The organism is Devosia sp. MDV22-iso42, from assembly GCF_058629155.1.
In genome coordinates, this window is the sequence record NZ_JBZVWR010000006.1 from 1 (window position 1) to 12,342 (window position 12,342).

Below are 12,342 nucleotides of genomic sequence, written 5' to 3' on the forward strand. Positions count from 1 at the left end.
GACCAATGCGCCAGAACGTCGAATTACCTCTTGCAATGCGGGGGCCATCCACAGAGGACATTGGCGGGGTCGAGCACGAAGTCGACGCGGCGGAAATCAAGCTCGACATAGCGGAAATGCGGCTCATCGACGGGATCGATGATGACCAGGCCCTTGGCGCCGTAATTGCCGAGAAACACCTGCATGGCTTTGGAGCCGAGCAGCGTTCCCGTGCTCTCGCCTGTTGGTAGGTCTGTGGGGTATTCCAGCATTTTCATAACCGGGCCCTCGGCCCCATCGGTGACGATCAGCACGCCCTCGGCGCAGCCGGTGGCGAGGTAGGCGCCGGAAAAGGCTTCGCCATGGATGGCGGTGCAGGTGGCAACATCGCCGGCCGGTGTGCCGTCGGCATTGACGGCCTGCAGGCCGATGCGATCGGGGGCGGCGTCACCTTCGACCGGTGCATTCGAGGCGACGCTGGTCACCCAGAGATCGCCAATCGGGGCGGCATAGCCATGGTGAGCCCGCGCCTGCTTGAGCTGGGTCGTTTCCAGTTCGCCGAGGGACAGTTCGTGACCGTCGATGATCTCGGCATAGCCCCCGCGATCGAAATTGATGACCACCTTGCCGTCGTGGTCGATCAGGTGGAACGGCCGCGGCCCGGTCATAGTCTCGTCGATGGCCGTGGGTTCGCTGATCTCGATATCGGCGTGCTCACCATGAGAATGGAGCGAAATGCCGCTGGTGAAGACGTTCACCGCGTCGTCATTGGACTGCACGGCGACGACCGCACCGCCATTGTCGACGGTAGAGAGCTTGCTCTGCCCGGTGGTAGGAAAGGTCCAGCGGTTTTCCGGCTGGGTCAGATCGAAGGCGGTGACGTTAGCGCCGGCATGGTCGCCGACAAAGACGCGATAGAGCGTGACGTCACTGGCGTCGTGTTCATGCTCCTGCGCCAGGGCGCTGCCGGACAGGATCAGCCCGAGGGCCGTTGTATAGGCCAGATATCGTGACACGTTTATCTCCTTGGATGGGGCGCCTTGTGGCGCGGGGAATCGGGGAACCGCCGGCGCCTTAACGCCGAACCCTCAGCCGCGCGCCGGACCAGGCTTACACACGGGGTGGAGGTCATGCAGAACGGCCGGCGCGGTCCGTTGGTCATGACAGCCGGGGGTTGGATCGGCGATGGTCAGGCAGGTGTCCGTCATGCAGAACCTTGCGGCGAGAGCTTGAGTGCGGCGGCTGGTGATGTTATTACATTACGAAATTCATGACGCAAGACGGAATTGAAATGCGCACTGAGCCCGTACTGTCGCCCCACCACCAGGTGGTGTTGCCAACCCCTAAGGCAGTGGGCACACCGCGCCGCGCGGCGACCAAATGACCGAATTGGGCGCCGATCACGCCAGGCCGATTCCCGTCTTCCTGCTCACCGGATTTCTCGGATCGGGCAAGACCAGCCTGCTCAACCGCATGATTGGTGGTGGCGGGCCGCGCACGGCAATCATTGTCAATGAGTATGGCGACGTGCCGATCGACAACGACCTGGTGCAGGTCGATGGCCAGGATACCAGCTTCGCCGAGACCTCCACCGGCTGCATCTGCTGCGAACCGGGCAATGACATTGTGTCGACGCTGGCGCGGCTCTCCGATTCCATGGACGAGGGCACGACCGGTCGGGTTGAGCGGGTGGTGATCGAAACCACCGGGCTCGCCGATCCGGCGCCCATCATCAACCAGATGCTGCTGGCCGCCTCCTACCGTATTGCCGGGCGCTATTTTCAGCTCGCCGCGGTCATCACCACGCTGGACGCCATGCGGGGCGAGGCCACGGTTGACGAGCGCATCGTCGGCCACAAGCAGATCGCCTTTGCCGACCGCATCGCGCTGACCAAGGCGGATCGGCTGGGTCATGACCAGGCTGATCGGCGCGAGGCGCTCGATGCGCTGATTGCCCGCGTCAATCCCGGCGCGCGGGTCATGGATGTCCAGGCGCCTCTGGCCCAGCCCCAACTGCTGCTGGCGCCCGGCTCTTATGGCGCGGCTGAGCGCGGCAGCAATGTCACTGCCTGGCTTGCCGCCGAAAGCCCCCTGGCGCGTGCCTTTGCGGCGCCTGCTGCCCCGCCGGCGGCCGCACTGGCGCGGCATTCGGGCATCTATACCAAGAGCATGGTGATGGATGGCGCCGTCTCGGCCCGCGCGCTGGTCGCCTTCATCGACCTGCTCCGCCGTGCCGCCGGGTCGCGCCTGCTGCGTCTCAAGGGGCTGATCGCCATGGACGACGACCCCGAACGGCCGATGCTGGTGCATCTGGTGCAGGACATTTTCCACCCGCCGGTGCGCCTCGAGCACTGGCCCAGTAAAGACAAACGCACCCGGATCGTGCTGATCGCCGACGGCATCGACGAGCCGGCGCTCGAGAGCTTTCTCCAGACCCTGGACCGCAAACCCCGCCGCAAGCGGGCCTGAACCTCTTTACTTAAGGATTTCCCATGAACGCCCTTACCCCCATCCAAACCCCCGTCACCGTCCTCACCGGCTTTCTTGGCGCCGGCAAGACCACGCTGCTCAACCGCATCCTGTCCGAGCAGCACGGCAAGAAATACGCCGTCATCGTCAATGAGTTCGGTGAAGTGGGTATCGACAACGATCTCATCGTCAATGCCGACGAAGAGATTTTCGAGATGAACAATGGCTGCATCTGCTGCACCGTGCGCGGCGACCTGATCCGCATCCTCGAAGGCCTGATGAAGCGGGCCGACAAGTTTGACGGCATCATCGTGGAAACCACGGGCCTGGCCGATCCCGCGCCGGTGGCACAGACCTTTTTCGTCGACGAGGACGTCCGGGCGCGCACCAAGCTGGACGCCATCGTCACCGTGGTCGACGCCAAGCATATGCTGGGCGAAATCGACACCGCCCCCGAAGTGCTCGAACAGCTGGCCTTTGCCGACCTGGTGGTGATCAACAAGACCGATCTGGTCAGCGCCGAGGAACTGGCCGCCGTGGAGGCGCGCATCCGCAAGGTCAACCCGCTGGCTGCTATAGAGCATGCCAAGCGCTGCGACCTGCCGCTCGACCGGGTCCTGGGGCGCGACGCCTTCAATCTGCAGCATGTGCTTGAGGTCGAGCCGAACTTTTTGACCGAAGACCATGCGCACGACCATGACGAGGAAATCGGCAGCGTGTCGCTGGTGAGCGAGAGCCCGCTCAACGAAAAGGCCTTCTCCACCTGGATCCGCCAGGTGACGCAGACCTTTGGCACCGACATCCTGCGCATGAAGGGCATCATCGCCTTCAAGGACGATCCGGAGCGCTTTGTGGTGCAGGGCGTGCACATGCTGCTCGAGGGCGATTACCAGCGCCCCTGGAAGGCTGATGAACCGCGCCAGAGCCGCCTGGTTTTCATCGGCCGCGACCTGCCCGAGCAGCTGCTGCGGACCGGCTTTGCGCAGTGCCAGGCATGATGACCGGATTTGTTTCTGACCGGCCCGAGCCAGCGATCCGGGCGCGGGTGGCCGATTGGCAGCTCGGTGCACCCGGCACCGGGCTGGTCTGGCTGCACGATAGCTTGGTGGCCGCCTCCGGTGACGGCAGGCTCCATTTTGCCGGCGCTGATGATCACGCGCTCACCTCCATGGACCTGCACCAGGGCGCCATCCTGGCGCTCGCCGCCCATGCTGCTGGCGGCCGCGTGATTACCGGCGGCGATGACGGGCGCGTCATGGCGGCAAGCCAGGACGGCAGCGAAAAACTGCTCCACCAGCCCGGCCGCTGGATCGACGCCGTTGCCGTTGGCCGTAAGGGCCAGATTGCGGTCGGCATCGGCAAGCAGGTCCAGCTTTGGCTGGGCGATGAGCGCCATTGCAAGGACATGCCGTCGACAGCGGCAGGCCTCGCCTTCGATGCCAAGGGCGCCAGCCTGGCGGTGGCCCATTATGGTGGCGTCAGCCTGATCGACGCCGCCCATCCCAAGCGGGAACCGCGCCTGCTGGCCTGGAAGGGCTCCCATATCGGGGTGAGCTTCAGCCCCAATGGCAAGTTTGTCGTGTCGATCATGAGCGAAAACGCGCTGCATGGCTGGCGCGTCAAGGACGCGGTCAATATGGCCATGTCCGGCTATCCCACCAAGCCACGATCGTTGTCCTGGTCGGCCGATGGACGGCTCTTGGCATCCTCGGGCGCCGACGGCGCCATCGTCTGGTCCTTTGCCGGACGGGAGGGGCCGATGGGGACATCGGCGATCAGCCTGGGGGAACGCGGCGTGCCGGTGACCGCCCTGGCCTGGCACCCTAGCGCACCCATGCTGGCACTCGGCTATCGCGACGGCGCGGTGCAGCTGTGCCGGTCCGAAGACGGCGCCATGCTGCCCATGCACGAGGCCGATGGCGATCCGGTCGCTTTTCTGGCCTTTGCCGCCCATGGAAGGCAGTTGGGGGCGCTGAGCACGGCGGGCAAGTTGTGCCGGTTTGATCTGGCGGGGTGAGGGGGCTTGCCTGCGCCCTTGACTTCAGGGGGCCAGGATGGCTTGTTGCGCCATGTTGAAGGTTCCTTCGCGGCCCGCCGGCCAAAGGGGATTAAAAGGGAACACGGTGCGACGTACCCATCAGGGCGCAAAACCGTGGCTGCCCCCGCAACTGTAAGCGGTGAGTTCTGCTGGAATCGCCACTGATCCTCTTGGATCGGGAAGGCCCAGACAGCGCATAGACCCGTGAGCCAGGAGACCTGCCATCGACATATCTTCAACCCGGCCGGGGTGTGCCGCGGAGAACGATGATGGCGCATGACGACATTACTGCTGGTCTATGCCTGATGGGTTCGCCTGGTCTGCCCCGCCTTTTAGCGGGGGGGTCCGGTGGAACAGGCGCGTCCATGCCACCCAGATAGTTGCCACGGGCAACCTGGCCGATCGGCGCTGAACCAGCCAGTAGCTGCGATTGCAGGTTGCCGATCTACTCTACGTAATGTAATAACATCACATTCGTCTGGATATCTGCGACGAGTGCCCAATCGTCTGCGGAGTCTGGCATGATCGCGCTGCAACATTCCCTCGGCCCACGCCCCGCTGGCCTCAGCGTGAACCAGTTGAGCTGGGGTCCGAGCCCGCAGCAGGCGATCATTTCGGGACTACACTTTTCGGTGCAGCCGGGACAGATGCTGGCCGTGGTCGGCCCCAATGGCGCCGGCAAATCCAGTCTGCTGCGCTGCCTCTATCGCTATCACCGGCCCACGGCTGGTCTGGTGCAACTTGATGGGCAGGACCTCTGGACACTCCGGCCCAAGGCCGTGGCGCGGCGGATTGCCACCGTGCTGCAGGAACCGGCCAGTGATTTCGGCCTGACCGTGGCCGAAGTCGTCGCCCTGGGACTGGCGCCGCATCAGGGCCCTTTTGCCGCCGTCGATGAACAACCGGTGCTTGAGGCGCTGGCCTTGCTCGGCCTTATCGCCCTGGCACCGCGCAATTTTGCCAGCCTGTCGGGTGGCGAGAAGCAGCGCGTGCTGATTGCCCGGGCGCTGGTGCAAAAGCCCGACCTGTTGATCCTGGATGAACCGACCAATCACCTCGATATCCGGCACCAGCTCGAAGTGCTGGCTCTGCTGGCCGCGCTGCCCACCACGGTGGTGGTGTCGCTGCACGACCTGGCCCTGGCCTCCGCCCATGCCGACCAGGTTCTGGTGCTCGACCAGGGGCGGCAGGTCGATATCGGCCGTCCGCTCGACGTGCTGACCCCGGCAGCAATCGACCAGACCTTTTCGGTCGCCACCACCATCGACAGCCATCCCGCGACGGGCCGTCCCCGCTTTTCCTTTCACCTTCCCCTCAAAGCCTAAGGAGTTTCTGCGTGCGTTTCGTTCATACCCTGCTGGCCACAGGCCTGCTGCTCGCCTCGGCGTCGGCAGCCCAAGCCTTTCCCGTCACCGTCAAGAGCTGCGCCCGCGAGGTGACCTTTGCGGCGCCGCCGCAGCGCGCGGTGTCCAATGACGTCAACCTCACCGAAATGATGCTGGCGCTCGGCCTGACCGACCACATGGTCGGCTATACCGGCGTGTCAGAATGGAAGACCCTCGACGAAACCCTCCGCCAGGATGTCAAGCAGCTGCCCGAGCTCTCGCCGGACTATCCCAGCAAGGAGGTCCTGCTCGGCGCCGATGCCGACTTCTACTTTGCCGGCTGGAACTACGGCATGAAGGTGGGGGGCGAGGTGACGCCCGAGACGCTGGCCGCCTTCGACATCGCCGTCTACGAGCTCACCGAGAGCTGCATCCACATCATGGCCAAGTCCAAGGCCTCTATGGACGACATGTATGTCGACCTGCTCAATCTGGGCCGCATCTTTGGCGTCGAGGACCGCGCCCAAGCCCTGGTGGACGGCTACCGGCAGGAACTGGAGGCCTTTGCCGCCGCGCGCCCCGCCGCCGATGCCGCCCCGACCGTCTTCGTCTATGACTCGGGGGAGGACAAGCCCTTTACCGCCGGCCGCTATGCCATTCCCACGGCGCTGATCGAGGCTGCCGGCGGCCGCAATATCATGGACGATGTGGAGACCAGCTGGGTCGCGGTCGGCTGGGAGCCGGTGATCGAGCGCAATCCAGAGGTGATCGTGATCGTCAATTATGGCGACGTCACTGCCGAGCAGAAGATTGCCTTCATGAAGAACAATCCCGCCTTTGCCGCCATCCCCGCGGTGCAGAACGACCGCTTTGTCGTACTGCAATATGTCGAGGCGACGCCGGGGCCGCGCAACATCGCTGCCATCAAGCGACTGGCCGCAGCCTTCTTTCCCTCCTGACCATGGTTGCCGGCTGCCCCGGGGGCCGGCCTTTTACCGAAGAGCGACAGACATTGAGCCACCATCATCTCGTTGCCGGTCCGCGGCACGCCATCCTGCACCAACTGCCGCTGCTGACAGCAGGGCTGGCCGTTCTGCTGGCCCTGGTGATGGTGGCCGGCGTCAGCGTCGGCGCCGTTGCCATTCCACTCGATACCGTCTGGGGCGCCATCGCCAGCCACCTGGCGCCCGGCAGCATGGATCCGACCTGGTCGGCAGGGCGGGACAACATTGTCTGGGAGGTGCGCCTGCCCCGCGTGGTGCTGGGCGCCATTGTCGGCGCCAGCCTGGCTCTGGTGGGCGCGGCCTTGCAGGCGGTCACGCGCAACCAGCTGGCCGATCCGCATCTGCTGGGCATTTCCTCGGGTGCCGCGCTTGGCGCCATCGTGGTGCTGCTGCATACCGGCATGTTCCTGGGGCTGGTCACCGTGCCGCTCTTCGCCTTTGCCGGTGCTCTGGCAACGACGGCCCTGGTGGTCGGGGTGGCCAGGTTTACCGGCGCCACCAACGCCAGTCGCCTCGTGTTGACCGGGGTGGCGATTTCCTTTGTCGTGACCTCGTTGGGGAGCCTCGCCATTTTTCTGGGCGATCCGCGCGCTGCCCATACCGTGATCTTCTGGATGCTGGGCGGGCTTGGCCTGTCGCAATGGGCGCAACTGCCCTATCCGCTGGCGGCGCTGCTGCTGTGTGGCGCCTATCTGGTGATCAATGCCCGCAATCTCAACGCCATGACCCTGGGGGATGAATCGGCGACCACGTTGGGGCTGCCCGCCGGCCGCTTCCGCATGGTGGTCTTCATCGTCTGCGCCTTGCTGACCGGCGCCGCCGTGGCCTTTTCGGGTGTCATTTCCTTTGTCGGGCTGATGATTCCGCATCTGGTGCGCCTGGTCGTGGGCGGCGACTATCGCCGGGTCCTGCCGCTGTCCGCGCTGAGCGGCGCCATCTTCCTCGTCCTCGCCGACATGCTGGCCCGCATCGTCATTCCGCCCCAGGATGTGCCGCTGGGCGTCATTACGGGCATCGTGGGGGGCATTTTCTTCCTGGCCTTGATGAAGCGCAACACCGCGCCGGCGCAATAGCAAGCGTCGCTATTGTTCCGCCACGACGCTGCGCCCATCGGCCAGGGTGTCGCCGGGATGCATGATCACCGTCTCGCCCACGGCGAGGCCGTCCCTGACCTCGGCGCTCTCGCCATTGCGTTGGCCCAGGGTCAAGGTCCGCAGCCGCGCCGTGCCATCCTCGATGACAAAAACCGACCAGTCAGCACCGGTGCGGAACAGCGCGCCGAGGGGTACCAGAACCACCTCCGCGGCCTCCCAGACCACGATCTGCGCGGTGACGCGATAACCATGGCCGAGCCCGGTGCGGGTCTTGGGGCCATCGAGCAGCCGTAGCGTCACGCGCGTCCGCTGCTCCTCGATGCCCAGGGCACTGACCCTGGTGGTGGCAATCGGATCGATCTGGGCTACTTCGGCGCGGAGCGGGGCGCCGCCCCAATCCACAATATTGGCCCGGGCCCCCCAGACGATGCGCACGGCGTCGCTGGAGAGCACGTCAACCTGGATTTCCAGCAGGTCGGGGTCGCCGATATCCATCAGCGGCGCACCTGCCTGCAGCACCTGTTCACTTTCCGAAAAGACGGCGAGCACCCGCCCGGTAACCGGCGCCACGACATTGACACAGCAGGGGCCGGCCGTGGGCGTGTCGCCCTGGATCAGCGCGGCTTGGGCACTTTGCAGCTGCTGCCGGTGCATCTGCAGTGTCGCCTCGGCCGCGTCCATGGACTGCCGTGCGGTTTCGGCCGCGAGTCGCGCCCGCTGCAGTGCCTGCGTCGACACCAGACCGCGCTCCGACAGCAAGATCGACCGCTCAAGATCCTCTTGCGCGAAGGTGTCGGTGGCCCTGGCCTGGGCCAGGCCGGCTTCGGCCATGGTGACGCCGGCGGCGGCCGCCTGAACGGCGGCTTCGGCAACGCGACGCGCCCGCTCGTCAAGAAGGCCTGGGGCGACCGGCTCCATGCTGGCCAGCGTCTGTCCCTGCGTCACGGCATCGCCGACATGCAGGCCGACGCGTTTCAGGCGACCCAGTATGGGAGCTGAAACGTGGAACACCTCGCTGATGCGGCTGGTGCCGTCTTCCTCAACGGTGACCACCAGGCTGCCGGCGGCGATGCTGGCCGTCTCGACGCTGATGGGCCGCGGCCACAGGGCCCAAGCCGCGGCGGCGACCAGCGAGAGGATTATGCACAGAGTCAGAAGGCGGCTCCACATTTGGCTACTCCCTGGTTTTGAGAACGGCGATCAGGTCAAGGCGATCAATCCGGCGGCGGACCACGAGGCCCGACAGCAGCGCCGCCGCCGTGACCGCCAGGCTGGCGGTGGCAAAGACGTCGGGACCGATGATCAGCGGCATGCTGAACAGCTCGCTGGCAAAGCCCTCGACCATGCCGCGCGCAATCAGCAGGCCGAGCAGCCAGCCCGGCGGCTGGGCGAGCAGCACGAGGATGGCAATCTCGGTCAGCAACAGGGACGAGACCTCGCCGCGGGTGAAGCCGAGCACGCGCAGGCTGGCCATTTCGCGCCCCTGTTCAGATAACGATATCCGGGCGAAATTGTAGACCACGCCAAAGGCGATGAGGCCGGCCAGGCCGACCAGCACGGCGATCATGACATACATGTTCTGGGCCATGGTGGCGCGAAACTGCTTGAGTGCTGCCGCCTGCAGGGCGATATGGCCCAGCGAGGGCGAGCGCTTGAGCGCGGCAAAGAGCTCGGCCTGGTGCAGCGTGTCGATGGTAATGTTGACGCCCGAAATGCGGTTGCCTTCGCCCATCAGGGCCTGCAGGGCCGCCATGTCCATATAGGCGCCGAGCCCGAGATAGCTTTCCACAACGGCCGCCACCTGCAGCTGGTATCGTTGCCGCTCCCCCTCCAGAAGGCGGATATCGACGCTGTCGCCCGGGGCGACGCCCAGGATCCTGGCCAGGGACCGCGTCAGCAGCACGCCCTGCGGCGGCATTGGCACCGGCTGCAGATCGGCATCGAGAATGCGGGTCATGGAACCGTTGGCGGGGCGCCCCATCAGGGCTATCTGGCGCGTCACCTGGGCATGACCGATTTCGACGCCCACGGCACGGAAGGGCTCGGCTCCCAGCACACCGGGCAGGCGGGCGATCTCTGCCGTGGCGGCGAGGGGCTTGCTGGTGGCAAAATTGACAATGGCATCCTGCCGCTCGGTGCGGTTGAACGAGTAGTCGATCATGAACTCGACGCCGCCCACCGACCAGAGCGAGCCAACAAGCACGGCGACCGACAGGGCAATGCCGACGATCCCACCGGCCGATCGCCAGGGACGGTGCAGCAGGTGCCGCGTGACCATGACCCCGGTCTGATGCAGGGGCAGGGCGAAACGCCGCCGGCCGCTGTGCCGCCGATAGATCGGCGGTGGGGGCGGCGACATTGCCACCGCGGGGGGAAGCATGGCGGCAGCCCGCACGGCGCGGATGGCGCCGGCCACCGCGGCTGCCAGCGTGATGCCGCCCGAAATGGCATAAAGGCTGGGTTCACGGCTGAAGACCAGGACGGGAAAGCTGTAGAACCGCGTGTACATTTCGGTGAGGGCATTGCCGGCCCAGATGCCGAAACCGGTGCCGATGACGATGCCGATGATGGCGATCAGCAGCACGAACTCCACATAGTGCCAGGCGATGGCGCGGCCGGAATAGCCAATGGCCTTGAGCAGGCCGATCTGCTCGCGCTCGAGGGCGATCAGGCGCGTCAGCGTCATGTTGACGAGAAAGGCCGCCACGAGCAGGAAGACCGGCGGCAACACCTCGCTCATCGAGCGCAGTTGTTGCAGTTCGGCGTCCAGATAGGCATGGGAGGTGAGCTGGTCGCGGCCATGGGCGCCCTGCGCGCCATAGGGATCGAGCAGTTGATCGAGCCCGGTGATCACCGCCTCCTCGGACGTGCCGGGCGCGAGCTGGACCGAGACGGCGTTGAAGGCGCCGCCCAGCTCATAGGCCGCTGCCAGCGTGCGCTCGGGCACCCAGAGGATGCCGAAGCGTCCGCTATTGGGCGTCATCTCGCCGGGGGCGATGGCGTAAAGATAGTCTGGCGCCAGCGCTATGCCGGTGATCGTCACCGTGCGCCAGGCGCCGTTGACGACGACGCCGAACCGGGAGCCCTCGCGAAAGCCATGCGCCTGGGCAAAGATCTCGCTGACCACCGCCTCCATGTGGTTGGCGGCCTCCGGCAGTCGCCCGCTGCGCAGATAGAGGCGATTGAGCGTTCCTGCCTGTTGCGAGGGCAGCGAAATCAGGCGCACGGATGCGGGTTGCTCCAACCCCTCGATATCGGCCAGCGCGATCTTGGCGATGCGGCTGTCGACGGCCAGGACGCCGTCCATGGCGCCGATCTTTGCCAGCATGGAGCGGGGCGCCCGGGTAACGGTGGCGAAGACATGGGCGAGGTGATGGCTCTGATAATAGGCCTCGCGCGTGCGCTCGAGCGACTGATAGGTGCCGATGCCGATCAGCAGCGTAGCAACGCCGGCTGCCATGACCAGGGCGATGGCGAGCACCTGTGCCCACAAGCGCACGAGCTCGCGCAACAGCTTGCGGTGCAGGGCATGGAGGCCGCTCACCAGCGCACCGAGGCGGCCGGCTGGCGCTCGGCATTGGTGTCGATGGCCGCGATCCGGCCGTCGGCAAAACTGACGACGCGATGGGCAATGGTGCGGATGGCCGCGTTATGGGTAATCACCAGCGTGGTGGTCCCCAGCTCGGCATTGATCCGGGTGAGGGCTTCCAGCACGACAATGCCGGTCTTGGAGTCCAGCGCGCCGGTCGGCTCGTCGCAGAGCAGGACGTCGGGTCGCTTGGCGATGGCCCGGGCAATGGCGACGCGCTGCTGTTCGCCCCCGGAGAGCTGGGCCGGAAAGTGGTCCATCCGGTCGGCCATGTCCACCATGGCCAGCGCCTCTGCCGGCGCCATCGGATGGGCGGCGATTTCGGTGACCAGCTGCACGTTTTCCCGGGCCGTCAGGCTGGGGACCAGATTGTAGAACTGGAAGACGAAGCCGACATGGCGGCGGCGGTAGCGGGTCAGGCCTGTGTCGTCGGCGCCGGTGATCTGCCAGTCGCGAAACCAGGCCTGGCCCGACGTGGCCGTATCGAGGCCGCCGATGAGGTTGAGAAAGGTCGATTTGCCCGACCCCGAGGGCCCCAGAATGACGACGAATTCCCCGCTGGCAGCAACGAAGTCGACCCCGTCCAGGGCGACGACCTGAGCGTCCCCGGCCGCATAGGCCTTGGTGAGCTTGTTGACCCGGAGCAGGTCCGAACGGGTGGGCGAGGCGCTGTCCATGACAAAAATCTAGCAGGACGTCATGGTCACGCGTTGATTTCGGTCAAGTCGCGCGGCGCGTCGTGCCTGATCCGGTATGACCATGCCTGGCGTAAGGCGGTTCCGATAGGCTCGGAAGGGCCTCTACGCTTTGGTTCGGCACTGCCCATGGCGACCTCGCGCATTTC

10 protein-coding genes and 1 riboswitch are annotated in these 12,342 nt (G+C 65.6%); of the genes, 6 read left to right on the plus strand and 4 right to left on the minus strand.

Going from position 1 to position 12,342, the window contains the following annotated elements:
- Positions 1–23: 23 nt before the first annotated feature.
- Entirely contained in the window at positions 24–995 is a 972-nt protein-coding gene (locus AC4NN3_RS01675) for a hypothetical protein (protein ID WP_491925411.1), read from the minus strand.
- A 364-nt stretch (positions 996–1,359) separates the two neighbouring features.
- Between AC4NN3_RS01675 and AC4NN3_RS01680 the strand changes: the two genes are divergently transcribed.
- The 6 genes from AC4NN3_RS01680 to AC4NN3_RS01705 all read left to right on the plus strand — a co-directional run bounded on the left by AC4NN3_RS01680 (position 1,360) and on the right by AC4NN3_RS01705 (position 7,888).
- On the plus strand, positions 1,360–2,448 hold the full coding sequence (locus AC4NN3_RS01680) for a CobW family GTP-binding protein (RefSeq protein ID WP_491925412.1): 1,089 nt from the start codon (positions 1,360–1,362) through the stop codon (positions 2,446–2,448).
- 23 nt (positions 2,449–2,471) lie between these two features.
- Positions 2,472–3,446 carry a CobW family GTP-binding protein gene (locus AC4NN3_RS01685; RefSeq protein WP_491925413.1) on the plus strand — a complete coding sequence of 325 codons (975 nt, stop codon included), beginning with the start codon at positions 2,472–2,474 and terminating at the stop codon, positions 3,444–3,446.
- A complete protein-coding gene (locus AC4NN3_RS01690; protein ID WP_491925414.1) occupies positions 3,443–4,465 on the plus strand; it encodes a WD40 repeat domain-containing protein in 1,023 nt (340 codons plus the stop codon). Before AC4NN3_RS01685 ends, AC4NN3_RS01690 begins: the two co-directional genes overlap by 4 nt.
- A gap of 42 nt (positions 4,466–4,507) precedes the next feature.
- Positions 4,508–4,726: riboswitch (cobalamin riboswitch) on the plus strand.
- Positions 4,727–5,007: 281 nt separating this feature from the next.
- Positions 5,008–5,811: an ABC transporter ATP-binding protein gene (locus AC4NN3_RS01695; protein ID WP_491925415.1), complete on the plus strand. Its 804-nt coding sequence runs from the start codon at positions 5,008–5,010 to the stop codon at positions 5,809–5,811.
- Between the two features lie 11 nt (positions 5,812–5,822).
- The gene (locus AC4NN3_RS01700; protein ID WP_491925416.1) at positions 5,823–6,770 is read left to right on the plus strand and encodes an ABC transporter substrate-binding protein; all 948 of its coding nucleotides are present in this window, start codon (positions 5,823–5,825) and stop codon (positions 6,768–6,770) included.
- 53 nt (positions 6,771–6,823) lie between these two features.
- On the plus strand, positions 6,824–7,888 hold the full coding sequence (locus tag AC4NN3_RS01705; RefSeq protein WP_491925417.1) for a FecCD family ABC transporter permease: 1,065 nt from the start codon (positions 6,824–6,826) through the stop codon (positions 7,886–7,888).
- A 9-nt stretch (positions 7,889–7,897) separates the two neighbouring features.
- On the opposite strand, the gene AC4NN3_RS01710 is transcribed toward AC4NN3_RS01705, so the two are convergent.
- From AC4NN3_RS01710 to AC4NN3_RS01720, 3 genes are read right to left on the minus strand one after another with little or no spacing between them, the layout of a single operon-like run.
- Positions 7,898–9,079 (minus strand): efflux RND transporter periplasmic adaptor subunit, encoded by a 1,182-nt coding sequence (locus tag AC4NN3_RS01710; protein ID WP_491925418.1) that lies wholly within the window; start codon positions 9,077–9,079, stop codon positions 7,898–7,900.
- Positions 9,080–9,083: 4 nt separating this feature from the next.
- A complete protein-coding gene (locus AC4NN3_RS01715; protein WP_491925419.1) occupies positions 9,084–11,453 on the minus strand; it encodes an ABC transporter permease in 2,370 nt (789 codons plus the stop codon).
- Positions 11,450–12,175, minus strand: a complete 726-nt coding sequence (locus tag AC4NN3_RS01720) for an ABC transporter ATP-binding protein (RefSeq protein ID WP_491925420.1) — start codon at positions 12,173–12,175, stop codon at positions 11,450–11,452. The genes AC4NN3_RS01715 and AC4NN3_RS01720 overlap by 4 nt, the downstream gene beginning before the upstream one ends.
- Between the last annotated feature and the right edge of the window lie 167 nt (positions 12,176–12,342).

Bases quoted from the DNA above. Each gene is read 5' to 3' on its own strand.
- AC4NN3_RS01680 (WP_491925412.1), top strand. From the start codon at position 1,360: ATGACCGAATTGGGCGCCGATCACGCCAGGCCGATTCCCGTCTTCCTG.
- AC4NN3_RS01720 (WP_491925420.1), bottom strand. From the start codon at position 12,175: ATGGACAGCGCCTCGCCCACCCGTTCGGACCTGCTCCGGGTCAACAAG.
- AC4NN3_RS01710 (WP_491925418.1), bottom strand. From the start codon at position 9,079: ATGTGGAGCCGCCTTCTGACTCTGTGCATAATCCTCTCGCTGGTCGCC.
- AC4NN3_RS01695 (WP_491925415.1), top strand. From the start codon at position 5,008: ATGATCGCGCTGCAACATTCCCTCGGCCCACGCCCCGCTGGCCTCAGC.
- AC4NN3_RS01690 (WP_491925414.1), top strand. From the start codon at position 3,443: ATGATGACCGGATTTGTTTCTGACCGGCCCGAGCCAGCGATCCGGGCG.
- AC4NN3_RS01685 (WP_491925413.1), top strand. From the start codon at position 2,472: ATGAACGCCCTTACCCCCATCCAAACCCCCGTCACCGTCCTCACCGGC.